General features: G+C 68.4%; 15 protein-coding genes and 2 pseudogenes. 7 read left to right on the top strand and 10 right to left on the bottom strand.

The genetic code is table 11. The features are described from left to right. Positions 1-209 precede the first annotated feature (209 nt). Positions 210-1,235, top strand: a complete 1,026-nt coding sequence (locus ABZ910_RS15370; protein ID WP_361364107.1) for a cytochrome P450 — start codon at positions 210-212, stop codon at positions 1,233-1,235. 96 nt (positions 1,236-1,331) lie between these two features. Here ABZ910_RS15370 and ABZ910_RS15375 read toward each other — a convergent pair whose 3' ends face one another. Continuing rightward, complete coding sequence (locus ABZ910_RS15375) at positions 1,332-1,889, bottom strand: GNAT family protein (protein WP_361364109.1); 558 nt, start codon at positions 1,887-1,889, stop codon at positions 1,332-1,334. A gap of 245 nt (positions 1,890-2,134) precedes the next feature. Here ABZ910_RS15375 and ABZ910_RS15380 point away from each other — a divergent pair, with 245 nt between their 5' ends. After that, positions 2,135-3,427, top strand: a complete 1,293-nt coding sequence (locus tag ABZ910_RS15380; RefSeq protein WP_361364112.1) for an aldolase/citrate lyase family protein — start codon at positions 2,135-2,137, stop codon at positions 3,425-3,427. 48 nt (positions 3,428-3,475) lie between these two features. On the opposite strand, the gene ABZ910_RS15385 is transcribed toward ABZ910_RS15380, so the two are convergent. Further along, positions 3,476-4,249 carry a hypothetical protein gene (locus ABZ910_RS15385; RefSeq protein ID WP_361364115.1) on the bottom strand — a complete coding sequence of 258 codons (774 nt, stop codon included), beginning with the start codon at positions 4,247-4,249 and terminating at the stop codon, positions 3,476-3,478. A 7-nt stretch (positions 4,250-4,256) separates the two neighbouring features. Then, positions 4,257-5,363, bottom strand: a complete 1,107-nt coding sequence (locus ABZ910_RS15390; protein WP_361364349.1) for a LacI family DNA-binding transcriptional regulator — start codon at positions 5,361-5,363, stop codon at positions 4,257-4,259. 225 nt (positions 5,364-5,588) lie between these two features. Between ABZ910_RS15390 and ABZ910_RS15395 the strand changes: the two genes are divergently transcribed. Both ABZ910_RS15395 and ABZ910_RS15400 read left to right on the top strand, forming a co-directional pair. Continuing rightward, positions 5,589-6,542: an ROK family protein gene (locus ABZ910_RS15395; RefSeq protein ID WP_361364118.1), complete on the top strand. Its 954-nt coding sequence runs from the start codon at positions 5,589-5,591 to the stop codon at positions 6,540-6,542. Positions 6,543-7,792: 1,250 nt separating this feature from the next. Then, positions 7,793-8,104, top strand: a complete 312-nt coding sequence (locus ABZ910_RS15400) for a hypothetical protein (RefSeq protein WP_361364121.1) — start codon at positions 7,793-7,795, stop codon at positions 8,102-8,104. A 194-nt stretch (positions 8,105-8,298) separates the two neighbouring features. On the opposite strand, the gene ABZ910_RS15405 is transcribed toward ABZ910_RS15400, so the two are convergent. Further along, positions 8,299-8,712, bottom strand: a complete 414-nt coding sequence (locus ABZ910_RS15405; protein ID WP_361364124.1) for a hypothetical protein — start codon at positions 8,710-8,712, stop codon at positions 8,299-8,301. Positions 8,713-8,833: 121 nt separating this feature from the next. Continuing rightward, positions 8,834-8,926, bottom strand: a pseudogene (locus ABZ910_RS15410) (IS200/IS605 family transposase); the annotation flags it as partial. Between the two features lie 58 nt (positions 8,927-8,984). Here ABZ910_RS15410 and ABZ910_RS15415 point away from each other — a divergent pair. Beyond that, positions 8,985-9,716, top strand: a complete 732-nt coding sequence (locus ABZ910_RS15415) for a helix-turn-helix domain-containing protein (protein ID WP_361364126.1) — start codon at positions 8,985-8,987, stop codon at positions 9,714-9,716. Between the two features lie 136 nt (positions 9,717-9,852). Here ABZ910_RS15415 and ABZ910_RS15420 read toward each other — a convergent pair whose 3' ends face one another. The 4 genes and pseudogenes from ABZ910_RS15420 to ABZ910_RS15435 all read right to left on the bottom strand — a co-directional run bounded on the left by ABZ910_RS15420 (position 9,853) and on the right by ABZ910_RS15435 (position 13,572). Beyond that, the gene (locus ABZ910_RS15420) at positions 9,853-10,392 is read right to left on the bottom strand and encodes a GNAT family N-acetyltransferase (protein WP_361364129.1); all 540 of its coding nucleotides are present in this window, start codon (positions 10,390-10,392) and stop codon (positions 9,853-9,855) included. A 328-nt stretch (positions 10,393-10,720) separates the two neighbouring features. After that, positions 10,721-11,737, bottom strand: coding sequence for a cytochrome P450 (locus ABZ910_RS15425; protein WP_361364352.1), 1,017 nt, complete (start codon positions 11,735-11,737; stop codon positions 10,721-10,723). A gap of 240 nt (positions 11,738-11,977) precedes the next feature. Next, a pseudogene (locus ABZ910_RS15430) lies at positions 11,978-13,348 on the bottom strand (FAD-dependent oxidoreductase); the annotation flags it as partial. Continuing rightward, positions 13,345-13,572 (bottom strand): ferredoxin, encoded by a 228-nt coding sequence (locus ABZ910_RS15435; RefSeq protein ID WP_361364132.1) that lies wholly within the window; start codon positions 13,570-13,572, stop codon positions 13,345-13,347. The gene ABZ910_RS15435 and the pseudogene ABZ910_RS15430, both read right to left, overlap by 4 nt. Before the next feature lie 245 nt (positions 13,573-13,817). On the opposite strand from ABZ910_RS15435, the gene ABZ910_RS15440 reads away from it, so the two are divergent. Then, complete coding sequence (locus ABZ910_RS15440) at positions 13,818-14,042, top strand: hypothetical protein (protein ID WP_361364135.1); 225 nt, start codon at positions 13,818-13,820, stop codon at positions 14,040-14,042. Positions 14,043-14,536: 494 nt separating this feature from the next. On the opposite strand, the gene ABZ910_RS15445 is transcribed toward ABZ910_RS15440, so the two are convergent. Continuing rightward, entirely contained in the window at positions 14,537-14,941 is a 405-nt protein-coding gene (locus ABZ910_RS15445) for a hypothetical protein (protein WP_361364138.1), read from the bottom strand. A gap of 783 nt (positions 14,942-15,724) precedes the next feature. On the opposite strand from ABZ910_RS15445, the gene ABZ910_RS15450 reads away from it, so the two are divergent. After that, positions 15,725-16,267, top strand: coding sequence for a GNAT family N-acetyltransferase (locus tag ABZ910_RS15450; protein ID WP_361364141.1), 543 nt, complete (start codon positions 15,725-15,727; stop codon positions 16,265-16,267). The last annotated feature ends 279 nt before the right edge of the window (positions 16,268-16,546 follow it).

Consider the following 16,546-nt stretch of genomic DNA (forward strand, 5'->3'; position numbering starts at 1 on the left):
TCGCACTGGCGCGCCGTGGCGCTGAGGAGTGCGGGGACGTCTGGCAGCTGGAGCCGGGTGTCTACGTAGCCGCTACGGCCGGGCCGTGTGAAGCCGTTCTGCGTCGCGCGCAGGACTTCCCCAAGGCACCCGCGCCTCTCTTCCCGCCACCGAAGCGGTCGAGCGGAGCACCGACACCTGAGGAGCGTGCATACGCTCACGCCGCCCGTATGCGCGGACTGCGCCCGCAGGCGGTTGCGGAACGGATCGGTGAGATTGCGCCCGGGACCGCTCGGTTTGCCGACCAGTGGCCCACGGGCCAGGACGTCGAGATTCTGCCCCCGGTCCGGCAGGCCCTGGCAGAGGTCGGCGTGCGCTACCTCTTCTCCGAAGACGCTCCCACCCTGCTGCCCTTTGCCTCACAGCTCTTCCTGGCCCGGGAGGCGCTCGTACGCCCCTCGCGCTGGGTATGGCCGCGCTGGATCCCCACACCGGCACGGCGGTTCCGCACACGGCAGCAAGTCGCCTTCACCGACGCTCTGCGGCCCATCGTCGGCCGGCGCCGTTCATCGGGCCGGCTCGGTGACGACATGCTGGGACAGATGCTCCGGCCCTCCTCCCGCCATGGACTGCTGCCGGAAGAGGCCATCCTCGACACGCTCCCCGGAATCACCCTCGCAACCTTCGAGACACCTACCCGGGCAGCCGGATGGATCCTGCTCCACCTGGCTCGGCACCCCCAGGCAGCGGGCCGCGTCGCGGCCGAAGCCGCCTTGCTGCCCGCGGACCCGGCCGTGACGACCAGCACCCACCTCGACAGCCTGCAATACACCCAGGCACTGGTGAACGAGGTGCTTCGGCTGTACCCCCCGAGCTGGCTACTGACCCGGCGCGCCACGCGACAGACCCAACTCGCCGACTACACCATCGACGCCGGGTCCACCGTTCTCGTCTGCCCCTACACTGCTCACCGCGACGCACGGGAATATTCCGAGCCGGACGAGTTCCAGCCCGAGCGCTGGCTCGATGATTCGGGCTCGCCGGCGAAACGCGGGGTCTTCCTCTCCTTCGGTACCGGACCGCACGGCTGCGAGGGAGCCGCTCTGGCCATGGCGATGCTGACCCTCCTGACTGCGCAGACCGCCCGCCGCTACCACTTGAGCGAGCCGCCCGGACCGGAACCCGGCTACCAGGTCACCACCCTCGAAGGTCTCGCAACGGTCGGCTTGCGCCTGCGTGCCACCTCGCGTAGCTGAGGGCAGTTCTGCCTTGAGTGACAGGAAGCCTCCACCCGCGAACAGTGAACGTTGATCAGGTCCGAGTGCCGTTCCGCGCCCGCTTGGATGACCGGCTCATGGTTCGCTCATCGTGTGTCGCTGGTCGAACTCGTCGGCGAGCATGCGCATCATGACGAGGTCGTGGTGCCGGCCGGCGAAGAAAACGTGTTCCCGCAAGCGCCCTTCCTCGGTGAAGCCGAGCCGACGAAAGAGCGCCAGCGATGCCTCGTTGTGGGCGAAGATCGCTGCCAGGCATTTGTGATAGCGCCGCTCGGCGAACATGAAGCGCAGCAGCAGCACTACGGCTTCTGCCGCGTAGCCCTTGCGCCGGTGGTCAGCGCCGATCATGACATCAATCTCGAACCAGCCTGAACGACGGCCGGTGCGATGTGAGCCGACTGTGCCAACCAGCTCTCCCGTGGCCGTCGTTTCGACTGCCAACAGGAAGCGGTCGTCATCGCACTTGGCAAGGGCTTGCTCCTTCGCCCAGGCACGGTAGCTCTCGGCGGACCGCGGTAGATCCAGCCGGCTCCCTGGCCGCCCGTCATCGTCGGCGAAACGCGTGAACGCTGTCCAGTCGTCGGGCTCGATCGCGCGTAGGCGTACCCGTCTACCAGTCCAGGACGATGCCATGCCCTATTCGATCACGCTGCAGTGCGCGCGAGGCCGAGAGGCACGCCGAGGCAGATGTCGCCCGCCGCGCTCTGTCTCAAGATCGAGCAGTTGTCGCTTCTGGACGTTCCGATCCTCCCCAGGGGCAGTGTTGACCGGCGGGAAGGCCCACGGATAGCTTCGTTCAACGGATTGTTGATTTTGTGGGGTGGACGCGCGGAGGGTGTGCGATGGGGCACGGTCAGGACCACGGCAGGAGTCGGCCGGTGAAGGTGGCGACGAGCCTCGCGGGTGCCGTCACCGAGCAGATCAGCGCCTCCCTCGCCCCGGTCGACGCCGAGTTGGAGCGCCGCTACCCCGGCGACCCCGGCACCCGTCAGCCCGTGCACACCGTCTACGTCCCCGGCGACGTCTTCGCCGCTGACACCGTGCGCTCCTGGGGAGGCCAGGCCCTCGCCGTCCTGGACGAACACGCCCCGGACGCCTCGGCCTTCGCCGCCGTCCTCGGTCTCTCCGACGACCTCGCCGAGCCGGTCCACGCGCGCGTACGCGACAAGTTGGCGCGCGAGCCGATCGAGGACCTGCGGGTCGACTTCGAGGACGGCTACGGCCCCCGCCCGGACGCGGAGGAGGACGAGGCGGCCGCCCGCGCGGCCCGGCTGATCGCCGAGGCGTATGCGGCCGGTACGGCGGCTCCGTACATGGGCATCCGCATGAAGTGCCTGGAGGCCGCGGTACGCGACCGGGGCATCCGCACCCTCGACATCCTCCTGACCGGCCTGATGGAGGCCGGCGGTCTGCCCGAGGGCCTCGTGCTGACCCTGCCGAAGGTGACGTACCCCGAACAGGTCGCCGCCATGGCCCGCCTGTTGGGGGCCTTCGAGAAGACGCACGGGCTGGAGGCCGGGCGGATCGGGTTCGAGATCCAGATCGAGACCAGCCAGGCCATCCTCGCCGCCGACGGCACGGCCACCGTCGCGCGCATGATCCAGGCCGCCGAGGGCCGGGCCACGGGGCTGCACTACGGAACCTTCGACTACAGCGCCTGCCTCGGCGTCTCCGCCGCCTACCAGGCGAGCGACCACCCGGCCGCCGACCATGCCAAGGCGGTCATGCAGGTCGCGGCGGCGGGTACCGGCGTACGGCTGTCGGACGGCTCCACCAACGTCCTGCCGGTCGGTCCGACCCGACAGGTCCACGACGCCTGGCGACTGCATTACGGGCTCACACGACGGGCGTTGGCCCGCGCCTACTACCAGGGCTGGGACATGCACCCCGGCCACCTGCCCACCCGGTACGCGGCCGTCTTCGCCTTCTACCGCGAGGGCTTCGAGCAGGCGGCCACCCGCCTCGCCCGTTACATCGAGCGGGCCGCCGGTGACGTCATGGACGAGCCTGCCACCGCCAAGGCCCTCAGCGGTTATCTGCTGCGCGGCCTGGACTGCGGCGCCCTCGACCTCGCGGAGGTGGCAGGACTCACCGGGCTGACCCGCGCCGAACTGGAGGGCTTCGCCGGAGTGCGACGGCGGTCCGGTCCGGCAGCCGCAGGCCGCCGCTAGCCAGGTAGCCGGACGGTCCTGTGGTAGCCGGGCCGAGAGAGGGCGTAATCACGCGTCCATTCCCGGCCGCCCGGCCCGCGGATCACGGACGTAGCGTTCAAGGCCGGACGCCGTCACCCAGTCCTGCTCGGCGAACAGTCGGGTGCCCCGCTCGCACAACTCCGCGTCCGCGCGGGCCCGTGCGCAGAACTCCTCCGGTGTCGTACCGAACAAGCTCCTCAACCTGGTTGACTCCCGCAGCAGTTGGGTGAGCAGTGCCCGCTCGCCCGGGTGCTCGCGGGGCGTGACGGTGTCGTCGTGCAGGATCCCGTGCCGGTTGACGTAGGCGTACGCGCCGGGAAGCGTGGTGCCGTCGGCCAGTTCGATCCGTACGTCCGGTGCTGGCAGCCATGCACGGTCGTAGTGTCCGGCCGGTACCGGCACCCCCTCGCTGGCGTCCACGAGGGTGAGCTGGCGCGCGTCCAGCCAGATCAGGAACAACTCCCTTACTGAGTACGGCGCTTCGAAGGGGGACGCCGAGACGTATCCCATGCGGCTGACATGCGCGGAGACGCCGACACCGACTCCCGTTACGGTGGCCTTCACCATCGGGACCGGTGAGGTGACCCCGAACCCGACCATTTTGTGGCGCAGTTGGCCCGGGCAGGCGTTGGATCCGACCGCGAGGACGGGCACGCGGTCCTCGTACACCAATTGCTCGAGCGGCAGCATCCGGTCCCCGTGGAGGAGCCCGGAGTCGGCGGGCCACGCGCCCGGATAACTCAGCGGATGTTCGCGCGGTGCCTCCGCGAGGCCCAGTTCCTCCAGCGTGCGACCGGTCATGCGCGGCTCAGTCCACCGGCGGCAGCTCGCCCGAGCCGCGGGTGATCAGCCGGGTCGGCAACTCGAGCCGCTCCGAGGAGGGAAGGGTGCCGTCGAGCCGGCGGAAGAGCCGCTCGGCGGCGGTACGGCCGAGAGCGGCCGCGTCCTGGGCGACGACCGTGACGCCCGGCCGCAGCAGGTCGGCGAGCTCGAAGTCGTCGAAGCCGACGAGGGCGACCTGGCGCGACAACTCAGCCAGGACCCGGACCACGGTGACCGTCACGCGGTTGTTGCCCGCGAAGACCGCGGTGACGGGGCTGGGACCGGACAGCATCTCCTGCGCCGCCCGGCGCACCCGCTCCGGGTCGGTGGCCCCCAGCGACATCCACGCGTCCTCGACGGGTATCCCCGCCTCCGCCATGGCCGTCCGGTAGCCGCGCAGACGCTCGGCCGCGGTGTGGATTCGGGGCATGTCGCCGATGAACCCGATCCGGCTGTGGCCATGGGCGATCAGATGGGCGACGCCGTCGCGGGCGCCGCCGTGGTTGTCGGACAGGACGACATCCGCGTCGATCCGCCCGGCCGGCCGGTCCACGAACACGGTCGCGACGCCCGCCCTGATCTCCGGCTCCAGATACCGGTGGTCGTCCCCGGCCGGGATCACCACCAGGCCGTCCACGCGCCGCGCGCACAGCGCCAGCGCCAACTCCTGCTCGCGGTCCGGGTCTTCAGCGCTGGAGCCGTTGATCAGCAGGGCGCCATGGGCCCGGGCGACCTCCTCCACCGCGCGGCTGAGCGGCCCGTAGAACGGGTCCGCGAGATCCTCCAGCACCAGCCCGATGCTCGCCGTACGGCCCTTGCGCAGCACCCGCGCGCTGTCGTTGCGGCGGAAGCCGAGGGCGTCGATGGCCTCCTGGACCCGGCGCTCCGTGTCCGGGGTGACGCCGGGCTCGCCGTTGACCACACGGGAGACCGTCTTCAGACCCACTCCGGCACGTGCCGCCACGTCCTTCATGGTGGGACGACTGCCATAACGCGTCCCGGGGTGACGGTCCGTGGGGCGATCGGCGCGGTGGGTGGTCTCGGGCACGATGCGGTGTCCTGTCCTGTCGTCCACGGGGGCGCGTCGGCCCATGGGGTCGTATGCGGTATGAGGATGTGGCATCGAGCATAGAGCCTGGACAACGTTGTCAGATGCGGGGGAGACTGTCCACCGCAATCACCGGCCATCGCCCCCACCGCGAGACCGGCCTGCGCTGTCGTCCGGCACCGCCGCTGCTGCGCGTACGGACGACTGGTTGTCGCTTCGTTCCTTAGCTGTTCCTCTGTTCCTCTTGCTTGACGGGGAGATCTGACTCTGATGCACACCGACTTCGTGGCGGCGCTCGACATCGGCGGTACCAAGATCGCCGGGGCGTTGGTCGACGGCCACGGACGGATTCAGGCGCGGGCGCAGCGCGCTACACCGGCGCAGGAGGACGGTGAGACCGTCATGCGCGCCGTGACGGACGTGCTCGGCGACCTGGCCAAGTCGCCGCTGTGGGGACGCGCGGGCTCCATCGGCATCGGCAGCGCAGGCCCGGTGGACGCGTCGACGGGCACCGTGAGCCCGGTGAACGTACCGGGCTGGCGCGACTTCCCACTGGTGGAGCGGGTGCGCGCGACCACCGGGGGCCTTCCCGTCGAGCTGATCGGCGACGGCGTCGCGATCACGGCCGCCGAACACTGGCAGGGTGCCGCCCGCGGACACGACAACGCACTGTGCATGGTGGTCTCGACGGGCGTCGGCGGCGGCCTCGTCCTGAACGGGCGACTGCATCCCGGCCCGACGGGCAACGCGGGTCACATCGGCCACATCAGCGTCGACCTGGACGGCGACCCGTGCCCGTGCGGCTCCCGCGGCTGCGTGGAACGCATCGCCAGCGGCCCCAACATCGCCCGCCGCGCGCTGGAGAACGGCTGGCGCCCCGCCCTCGACGGCGACACCTCCGCCGCCGCGGTCGCCGCCGCCGCCCGCACCGGCGACCCCATCGCCGTGGCCTCCTTCGAACGTGCCGCGCGGGCACTGGCCGCCGGAATCGCCGCCACCGCGACTCTCGTCGAGATCGACATCGCGGTGATCGGCGGGGGAGTGGCCAAGGCCGGAGACGTACTCTTCACCCCGCTGCGCTGCGCTCTCGCCGACTACGCGACCCTGTCGTTCGTACGACACCTGACCGTGGCCCCGGCCCGGATGGGCACCGACGCGGGCCTGGTGGGAGCTGCTGCTGCGGCGTTGGCGGGGATGCGGGGCGCGGCGGGGGCGGGAGTCTGAGACAGCAGTCCAGGTGGTCCAGGCAACCCAGGTAGCCCTGGGGTGGCCGTGGTCCGGCTTCTGCCGGGGATACGGGGGAGCCGGCCCCTGGGCCGATCATGCTCCGGGGCGTTTGACGTCAGGCGGATTCGGGTGGACGAGCGACGGAGCGTGCGTGGTTCGACACCCGCCGACGCGTCGACGCCCTGGGGGCCGGCCTACGCGGTAACCGCTCCGCGCCTTCACAACCGCCCCACCGACCAGGCCAGTGCCGCTGCAGGATCCTGCCCCGGTCATCAGGACTCCGCCGATCGCATGTGCACCCGCACCGCCGGCCCCTGCAACGGCGTCGCTTCGGCTTCTCGATCATCATCACGACAACGCTCGGCGCCATGATGAGCACTGCCCCGAGCATGAGCCAGGCCGGCCGACGAAAAGCCCCATAATGGCCGCGACCAGTCCCACCAAGAAGCCGATGTGCGCCCAGAAGTCAGGCACACTCAGCTGCCGCTCGCTCATGTCGTCGTCCCTCTCCGAGGCGCCCGCTCCCCACGGGCAAGCGCAGCATCAGGGGTCACCGCGCCTCGGTCAAGGCTCCGATTGTTGAGCTTCACGAGGCCAGAGGCGCCCGCGTTCGTTTCCCCGACTCAGGCCGCACTCACATAGGCGATATTCCAACTGGTGCTCAGAAAACGGAACTTGACCTGTCCATTGAGGCTTCAACAACCTTGTTGATCACCTATCTCCACCGAGCCCGTCTCCGCGCCGGTGCGGAAGCGCCACCTTCCCCGAGAGGGGCCACCGGCCATCACTGCCGTCCGCCGCCGGAACGGAACCGCCGTGACCAGAGGCCCTTCCGTCAAGGCGTCCGAGAAACACGACCGCATCTGCTACCAGCCCACCGGATCGCCACCGTCCGCAACGCGTCCCCCGAACAGAGCACCCCCCTTCGTTACGGAAGCCGTTGGGCCAGTAGAAGGAGTTGAGGCAGCGAGACCGCCAAGGGTGTTACGGACCGTCAGTTGCCTTTTCCCTGCTCGCAGCACGATTGAGAGCTGGGACAGGGCCGGTGCCCTGGCCCTTCCCGATATCGATGGCCCATACAAGGGAGAGTTACGGATATATCCGCGCTTTGTAACACGAATCCTTTCGTTGATCTGGCGTCGCCGTGAAGGGCCACAGTGTGGGCCCTCGGCAGAGAGCCGAGAATTTCGGATGGCACATCCGGCTCCGACCAGGGTCGGTGTGCACGAACGTGAGGTGACAGATTCATGTCTGTTTCTCGTACGGCGGTCCGCCTGATTGCCACCTTTGTGGCTTCGGGCGCTCTCGTCGGCGCGGCCGCCCTGCCGGCACTGGCCGCCGGCCATGACGGCGACAACGGGAGGAGTTACTCGCACAGCAGCTGGGGCGACGACGACGACCGCGACGGTCGATTCGGCGACTGGGACCGGGGCTGGCACCGGGACCGGGACCGGGACTGGGACCGGGGCTGGCATCGGGGCTGGCCCCGGAACCACGGCTGGCACCACGGCTGGTACGGCCACCGGCACTGGGACCGGGGCTGGCACGGCCACCGCTAGTCCACCCTTGGGGGCCGTGATGTGACGCGGAGGCCGACCACACCTCTGCCTCCGTCGTCATAGTCGGGCACGGCCGCTACACCACCGGAGGGTCGAAGACCGTTCATTGCGGGCTTCGGCCCTCCGACCACGTGTGGCCCGCCGGCTGGCCACTCTGAGCATTCCAGTTGGCCGGCCCAACAAACCGTTGCTGGTCAGCAGTTGATGGGAGGGTTGCCAGAAGCGACTAGGCAGAAGTCCGACCCGAGTCCGCCGTCGACGGTGCCGGCGTTCGGGCCGACGAAGATGAAGTCGCTGTCGGCGGCGCCGAGGATCCTGCCGGTCGCCGTGGTACCGGCGTTGGCCGTGATGGAGTCGCTGCCGGGGCCGCCGTCGACGGTGCCGGCAACGGTGCCGTTGATGACGATGTAGTCGCTCCCGCCCAAGCCGTTGACGCTATCGCCCACGGCAAGGGCGCCGCAGCTGATGTAGTCGGGGCCGGCAGTGCCAGTGACAGTCGTACCGGCCGCGGGACGGCCGTTGACCGTACATGAAGTCAGGGCCTGTGCAGGCGTCGCGGTCAGGGCGAGGGGAGCGGCCACGAGGGTGGCGGCGCAGAGCGTACGCATCGCGTGTCTGATCATGTAATGAGTGGTTCATGATGACTTCATGATCGCAATTCTGTACCACCAGTGACTCTACCGTCCGGGGTAGTTTGCTGCCCAGACAGCCCACAGGGGCTGACGGTCGGATCTGTTCGCAGCGTGTCAGCATCTCGTCGTCGAACACCCCGCGCCGGTACGTCACGAAGACCACCTGCACATGCATCATCGATCTACACATTTGTCATATTTTTCTGGTTCTGCTTATCCGCGAGGTCAATCGCCGTAGTGTCTTGATCATGCAGCTCCGCTACAACTTTCGGGCCTACCCGGATGCCTCCCAGCGCGGTGCGCTGGCGCGGGCGTTCGGGTGCGCGCGGGTGGTGTGGAACGACTGCCTGCGTGACCGTAAGGAAGCACACGCGGCGGGGCTGCCGTACGTGAAGTCGGCGGAGTTGTCCCGGCTTCGCATCACCCAGGCCAAGCGCACCGAGGAACGGGCCTGGCTCGCGGACGTGTCGGCGGTCGTCCTGCAGCAGTCTCTGCGGGACCTGGACACCGCCTACAAGAACTTCTTCGACAGGCTGGTGCAAGGCGCCGCCGAACAACTCCCCTTCGCCGCCGACAGCTTCGACCTGGTGTTCTGCGACTTCGGTGGGCTCAGCTGGGCGCCCCCGCACCTGGCCGTCCCGCAGGCCGCACGCGTCCTGGGCCGAGGCGGGCGCCTGGTGTTCAACGTCGCCAGCCCATGGTTCGAAGCTTGCTACGACGAAGCCGCCAGCCGCGTGACCACGACGCTGCAGCAGGACTACTTCGGGCTGAACACCATCGCCGAAGACGACGGCGCGACCAGCTATCAGCTCACCTACGGCGACTGGGTCAAGGTCCTGCGCGGCGCGGGTCTCATCATCGACGACCTCATCGAGCCGCGGCCCGAACCCGGAACACTCAACGGCTACAACGAAACCGACCCACCCGACTGGGCACACCGCTGGCCGGCGGAACTGCTCTGGGTAACCCACAAACCGTAAGTTCCGCCGCGCCGAGACGTGAAGGCACCCTCTCGCCGGACAGGCCCTAGAGGTGACACCCGGCATGCGGGCAAGCCGCAGTTGCAGGCCGCTCGCGCGTGGATGGGAGGGCACCCCCGGCGGTTCTGTCGCAAACTCAACTGGAGGGCGTGACCGGGGACCACAGGCCGAGCCACTGCTCGGCGCCCCAGGCCTCGAACCGCTCTACCTCAGTGAACCCCAGCTTCGCCGCGAGACGCATCGAGCCGACGTTGGCGGTCTGGGTGGTGAGCACCACCGGCTCGCCGGGAAGCGCGCCGGCGAGCCAGCCGAGTGCCGCCGCGCACGCCTCGGCGGCGTACCCGAATCCCCACACCCGCGGCAGGAACAGGTAGCCGAGATCGGCCTTCCCCGCGGCAGCCGGGCGATGGTGCCCCGTTGTTCTCCTGAGCAGGATCTGGCCGATCATCAACCCGTCGAGATCAACGACGAAGTTCCCGGGCCACCGCTCGGGCGCCCCGGGCATCTCCCGCTCAAGCTCGTCACGCGGTCGGGGGCCGCCGAGGTAGGCGTGCACCTCTGGCGAGGCGAGCAGCTCGATGAATGCCGCACGGTCCCGGGTCTCGGGCTCACGGAGCACGAGCCTCTCGGTCCTAATCGGCTCAGGCGGCCAAGCCACGGGTCCCAGATCTTCCATCCGCGCACGCTAACAGGTGGTCAGACCATGGGAGTTCACGAAGTCAGACAGAGTCGTCGCACAGAAGGTCTTGGACTTCCTCACCGACAAGCGTTGCTGACAGTCGGCCACGTCCGCCCGCAGGTCGAAGCGACGGCATGCCTCGCATCGGCCGCCGAGTGCAGGGCACAACTGTCCTCGTACCTGAATCAGCTGGATAAGCCTGGAGGCGACCTGCGCACGTGGGGTCCTCGCCGGCGCACCAGGTCACTGTCATCGAGGTGGACCGCCCCGGCGGGGTCGCCGGGCCGTCCGCAGCGCGACTCTGCAACTGCCCTCAGCTGCCGAGTCAACCGTTGCCCTGCTCGATGTCCAGATGGATCGGACCCCGAAGAACGGGGCTTCGCCGGTACGGTGGTGGGTCGGTGACCAGACTGGGGCGGTCGAGGCGGCTTACCAGTTCGGTCAGCGCGATCTGGGTCTCCCGCCGGGCCAGCGGGCCGCCGAAGCACAGGTGGATGCCGCTGCCGAACCCCAGGTGCTGGTTGTCACGCCGATCCGGGTCGAAGCGGTCGGGGTCGTGGAAGCGCTTCGGATCGCGGCTGCCTGAGGCCAACATGAGCATGATCTGCGAACCCTTGGGGATGACGGTGTCGCCGACGGCGATGTCGCTGTACGCCACTCGCCAGGGAATGATGTGCACGGGGGGCTCGTAGCGCAGCAGTTCCTCGACCAGCGGCACGACCAGGTCCGGGTCGTCGCGCAGTCGCTGCAGCACGTGCGGGTGGCGCAGCAGCGTCAGCATGCCGTTGGTGATGAGGTTGACGGTGGTCTCGTGGCCGGCGATGAGCAGCAGTTTGGCGGTGGCGACGATTTCGGCGTCGGTCATCCGGCCGTCTGGCCCGTCGTCATCGTTGGCCAGCCGGCCCAACAGATCGTCGCCCGGCCGATCATGGCGCTGTTCCACGAGCTCGCCGAGGTTCTGGCGCAAGTCCTTGCGGGCCCGTACGCCCTTGTCCAGTTTCTCCTTCGGGTCGGTCTTGGGGTCGTAGTCGATCGCGTTCATGATGTCGTTCACCCAGAGGTGGAACCTCGGCTCGTCCTCGCGTGGCACGCCGAGCAAGTGACAGACAACGGTTACGGGGAACAGGAGGGCGAAATCGTCGACGACGTCGATCCGCTCCTTGCACGCGAAATCGTCGATCAGGCTGCTGACGGTGGCGGTCAGGTCGCCTTCCATGCCGGTCACCAGTCCCGGGGTATGAGGGGGGCCGAAGTGACGCATCGCCATACGCCGCAGGCGATCGTGCTCGGGCTGGTCCATCTTGATGAACGCCGGCGTGACCCCTTCCTCGACTGAGGGCATCGGGCGCGACAGATTGCGCACGTCGGCACTCAGATGCGGGTCATTCAGTACGTCCGTGATCTCACGATAGGTACTGATGACGTAGCTGCCGTCCTCCTGCCGAGCCACCGGCGTCCTGCGCAGCTCGGCATACAGCGGGTACGGGTCGGGCCGGGAGGAGTAGTCGAAGATCCGTTGCAGCGTGCCGGGCGTCTCGGTCGTGGTCACCCGGCGTTCCTCCTGCTGATGCTGGTGCACGGCCGTGACGCGGCGCTCACCCGGGTCATGGCCTGTGACGAGCACGGTGGCGCCCTGAGCGAGCAGGGCGGGGCCGGGGAGGTCGACGGGCACCGGTTTCATGTCGGCCGGCTGGTCCGGCGTGGGGCAGGAGGGCGGGAAAGGTGCGGCCGCCTCGATCAACCGTCGGTAGTGGTCAAGCCACTTGCCGTTGTCGAAGCTCACGGCAGCCGTGACGCGGCCCCGATAGCCGTATGCGGTGACGAAGCGGTGGTCGTCCAGCGATCCCTGGGTGACGACGACCTCGTCGGCGAAGGTCGGCACGCCGACGGACTTGATGTTGACGCCGAACTGGATCGACCAGAACAGCGGGATGGACAGGTGGGCCCAGCTGTCGTCCTGATCGCTGACCATGTTGTGGGCTGCGACCTCTGCCTGCTCCACGGCGTTGGCCCAGTGCTCCAGTGAGATGAGCCGGTATTCGTAGATGGGGTTCGGGCAACGTGCCACGTCTCCCGCGGCGAAGACGTCGTCGGTGACGCGGCCATTGATGTCGAGGGCGCGGCAGCCCGTGTCGCAGGTGATTCCCCACACGCCCGCCGCCAGTCCCGACTCCCGCAGCCACTCGGTGTTGCGGATGCCTCCGAGTGCCACCACCGCCACATCGGCGTCGACCGTACTGCCGTCGTCGAAGTGAGCACGGCGAAACCGTCCCTGCGTGTCTCCCTCGAGTCGGGCGACTCTGACACCGCAACGCAGGTCGACGCCGTGAGCGCGCTGCATGTCCGCCGCAACCGCACCGATCACGGCACCGAGCGCCCCGACCAGCGGGGCCGCCGCGAGTTCGGCGACGGTCACCGGGATGTCCCGTTCGCGGCAGATGGAGGCGATCTCGGAACCGTTGAATCCCGCACCGATGACCAGAACGCGGGAAGGCCCGGCGGCGAGGGCTCGCTGCAGGCTCTCGGCGTGCTCGCGCGTACGCACCACGAACACCCCGTCCAGGGCCGCCTCGGACTCGACGAACCACGGCCGGGCCCGCACCCCGGTGGAGATCAACACCCGGTCGAAGGGAACTTCGCGTCCGTCGGCGAGTCGTACGTGGTTCGTCGCAAGGTCCAGCCCGCTGGCTGGCACGCCCAGCAGCCACTCCGCGTCGATGCCACGACGGCGGGGCAAAGCGGTGCCCCCGGCCGGCACCCACCCGGTCAGTACTTGCTTGGACAGGGGAGGCCGGTCGTAGGGCTCGCCCAGTTCGTCACCGATCATGGTCAACGAGCCGGTGAACCCTTCGTCGCGCAGCGCCTCCGCGGCACGCAGCCCCGCCAGTGACGCCCCGACGATCACGATGCGGCCATCGCGCTTGAACGCCCGCAGAGTGTCGGCGCTGGTCATGACGGGGACGCCTCCACCGGGGCGTCCCGTCCCTCCAGCCGGTCGACCAGAATCGCCTGGACCGGACAGGCCGCTGCGGCGTGTAGCACCTGGTCGCGCTGGGCGTCGTCGGGGTTCGGGTCGTACATGAGCGCTTCCTCACCGTGCATCCGGAACGCCTCCGGAGCCAGGAACGCGCACTGTGCATGCCCTTCACATCGGGAAAGATCAACGACAACTTTCATCCCGACCTCCACAGGGAGCTGCGGTCACCCGGCGGCCGGCACGGCGCCGTCGCCGAAGGCGGCAACGTCCTGTGTTGCCATCACGGAGGCGGATGAACCGCACCGGATGCGGCCAGGCCCTCCTGTTGGACGAGGGGCGGGCACCGCCGATGGGGGTGCGCCCGCAATGAGCGCGCCGCCCCCTTGGTCACCAGCGGCGACTACCACCCACGCACGATGATCACGACGGGTCCGTCGTCGAATCGGTGGTCGAAGCGATCGTGGTCGAATCGGTGACCGAAGCCGAACCCGTCGTGGTCGAATCCGTGGTCGAAGCCGAACCCGCCGTGGTCGAAGCGATCGTGGCCGAAGCAGCGCCAGTCGTCGCCGAAGCACTGGCTGGTGATCACATGGGTGTGCACGGTTGGAGCTGCTGCAGCCGTGCCGGCCGCGGCGATCGCAGCGCCGCCAGCCATCAGAATGGAGGCTGACGTCGCGACGAGACGCCTAGCGCCTTTTACTCGCATGATGAATGCACTCTTCTTATGCCGCGTCGGCCCGTGTGGCCGGGCCGACGCTGTCGTGGCGGCACTGAACGGATGACCGTGACTACAAGGGAGCGGCACGGTCGTGGACGTCGCCCCGCGCGTATGAGGACCACGTCTCGCACCCGAGATCCTCGCTGCACGGGACCAGCCGACCAGGGACGTACCGCTGGTTGCGGCTGCATTTTGGGTACGTAAGCGCCGCTCTTTTGGATTGCCGTTTCAACAGAAACCGTGTGGCACGGTGCGTCGGAATGCCGTCAGAGAATCAGCGTGACAGCGGCACCGATACGGGCGAGTCCGATGGCACGGGAGATGGATGCCTGACCTTCTCGGCCGGGTAGCGCACGCCGGCGGTCAACCGAGCTGGTCGGCGATACGTGGAGCGCAACCGAGCGGCGCACCATACGAGTGCCCGGTCAGGTGGTCATGCACTGCGGTCAGGTGTTGTGGGCGCGCCTAGTAAGAACTGCTCGACGGCCGCGTACCGCGAATCCGTCCGGATCACGTACAGGGCTGGACCAGCTGGTCACCTCACCCGTGGAGGGCGTGATTCGCGTCAGGAATGTGCCTCCGCGGCTGCTGCCGGAGTACCAGACCAGCCATGTCCTGTCCTCCTCGATGGCGGCGGTGCAGCCTTCCAAGGGCGTATCGGGGAGGCGGCCTTCCGGGGCCCACACGGCATGGCCGTCTGTGCTCCAGCCAGCAAGCCCGGCTGCCGACTCCGGATGGCCTCCGTAGATGCCTTCGTCACCGTAGGCCGTCCAGATCGATCCGTTTTGATCGGTCACCAGGACAGGGATGTCATCGCCGACGCAGAAGGTTCTCTCCTGCTTGCCCTCCAAAGAGCAGACCAGGGCGTTTGGCTCCCATGAGCCCGATTCCTCCCTGCTCGTGCGACCACTCACTATCAGGAGCCGGGAGTCAGGGAGAAGAGCGATGTGACTGGGCCGGACATGAAGATCCTTGATGATTCGGCGTTGGACTGACCCCTCGGCTCGACGGATGACCAGCACGCCGTCAAAGGGGACCTCCGGCCTTCACCCCACCCAGCCCTTGACATAGCGGTTTCGGCGGAGCTGACGCCGATGGACGAGCAGCACAGCAAGTTCCCCTGTAGGGCCGACAGTCCACCACAGAGGACGTTGCCCTGCCCAGAGATCAGCAAACGGCAGCTTCCACACCCTCTGCACCTCGATGGCTGCCGACACCGCATCCCCCGCTCTTGCGCAAGCCCTGCTACCGATGAGAGAGGAGTGTATTGATGCCGCAGCCAGTCACCGAGACGGCGACAGCCAGAGACAGCCATGCCGAGGCACGCGGTGTCAAGCATCAGGTGAAGCCACGCGTCAATCGTTCGGTGGGTCAGGCCGCCGAGCGGTGCCGTGATCAATCCTCACAGTCGTTCGTAGAGTGGCGCGCTCCACCTGGACGCCATGAACCACGCCTGCTCCACGGTGTGTGGGTCGACGGCGTACGGGATGGGAGCAGGGGTGAGTGGAGGCTGATGAAAGGCCGAGTGCTCCACCACGGCCGCGGTATGAAAGAGCCCCGGAAAATATTGGTGAGTCATTGCCTGCACGGGGTTATCCTGCCTCGTTCTGAACAGGCCAGGGAGGTCCCCCACCATGAGCAGCACCACGTCGTCCTTTCCCGAGCGGATCGAGCTCTCGGGGGAGGGGCTCGTCCTCCGCGACTGGACGGAGGCGGACCTGGTCGCGATGCCGGAGCTGTTTGACCACCCCGACATCGCGTACTGGACACCGATGGTCTCCCCCTTCGACGAAGCGGCGGCCCGCGCGCGGTTGGACCGGGACCGGCAACTGCGGGCGGACGGCACGACAATCCTGCTCGCCATCACCGTCGACGGCGGCGCGCCGCTCGGTGAGGTGATGCTGCGGCGCGCCTCCGAGGGCATGGAGCTCGGCTACGCGATCGGCCCAGCGCACCGCGGCCAGGGGCTGGCGGCGCGGGCGGTGCGGGTGATGGTCGCGTACGCCTTCGAGCACCTGGGCGCGAGGCAGGTGATCCTGGAGCTGGAGGCCGAGAACGCTGCCAGCGTCGCCGTGGCCACCAAGGCGGGCTTCAGACTGCTCGACGTGCCGCTCATCACGGGTGAGGAGAAGGGGCGACCCTACGCCCTGCAGACGTGGGGTCTTAACCGCCCTTGACCCGCTGCCTCCACAGGCTGTCAAGGGGGACAGTGGCGGCTGACATCAATGGCTGACACCGACAGGCACGGACAACAGCGGTCGAGGCCGAACCTCGGCGCACAGCAAGGCCAGGTACAGGCAGGGGTAGCCTGCGTCGGCGGCCTCGCGTGATCGACCGGATAAGGATGAGACCAGGCCGCAAAGCCGCGTAGTGCCAGCCTCGGTCGACGGACGGCGCCAAGCTGACTGGATGGCGTTTCTTGGAAATTACTCACCGACAGCGCCAACCGTGCTTGG

Origin of the sequence: Streptomyces sp. NPDC046805, assembly GCF_040645355.1 — a bacterium.
Taxonomy (GTDB): Bacteria; Actinomycetota; Actinomycetes; order Streptomycetales; family Streptomycetaceae; genus Streptomyces.

What these genes read in the sequence shown, in the direction of transcription:
- ABZ910_RS15370 (WP_361364107.1), top strand. Translation starts at nt 210, where the DNA reads ATGCGCGGACTGCGCCCGCAGGCGGTTGCGGAACGGATCGGTGAGATT.
- ABZ910_RS15375 (WP_361364109.1), bottom strand. Translation starts at nt 1,889, where the DNA reads ATGGCATCGTCCTGGACTGGTAGACGGGTACGCCTACGCGCGATCGAG.
- ABZ910_RS15385 (WP_361364115.1), bottom strand. Translation starts at nt 4,249, where the DNA reads ATGACCGGTCGCACGCTGGAGGAACTGGGCCTCGCGGAGGCACCGCGC.
- ABZ910_RS15390 (WP_361364349.1), bottom strand. Translation starts at nt 5,363, where the DNA reads ATGGGCCGACGCGCCCCCGTGGACGACAGGACAGGACACCGCATCGTG.
- ABZ910_RS15395 (WP_361364118.1), top strand. Translation starts at nt 5,589, where the DNA reads ATGCACACCGACTTCGTGGCGGCGCTCGACATCGGCGGTACCAAGATC.
- ABZ910_RS15400 (WP_361364121.1), top strand. Translation starts at nt 7,793, where the DNA reads ATGTCTGTTTCTCGTACGGCGGTCCGCCTGATTGCCACCTTTGTGGCT.
- ABZ910_RS15405 (WP_361364124.1), bottom strand. Translation starts at nt 8,712, where the DNA reads ATGCGTACGCTCTGCGCCGCCACCCTCGTGGCCGCTCCCCTCGCCCTG.
- ABZ910_RS15415 (WP_361364126.1), top strand. Translation starts at nt 8,985, where the DNA reads ATGCAGCTCCGCTACAACTTTCGGGCCTACCCGGATGCCTCCCAGCGC.
- ABZ910_RS15420 (WP_361364129.1), bottom strand. Translation starts at nt 10,392, where the DNA reads ATGGAAGATCTGGGACCCGTGGCTTGGCCGCCTGAGCCGATTAGGACC.
- ABZ910_RS15425 (WP_361364352.1), bottom strand. Translation starts at nt 11,737, where the DNA reads ATGCCCTCAGTCGAGGAAGGGGTCACGCCGGCGTTCATCAAGATGGAC.
- ABZ910_RS15435 (WP_361364132.1), bottom strand. Translation starts at nt 13,572, where the DNA reads ATGAAAGTTGTCGTTGATCTTTCCCGATGTGAAGGGCATGCACAGTGC.
- ABZ910_RS15450 (WP_361364141.1), top strand. Translation starts at nt 15,725, where the DNA reads ATGAGCAGCACCACGTCGTCCTTTCCCGAGCGGATCGAGCTCTCGGGG.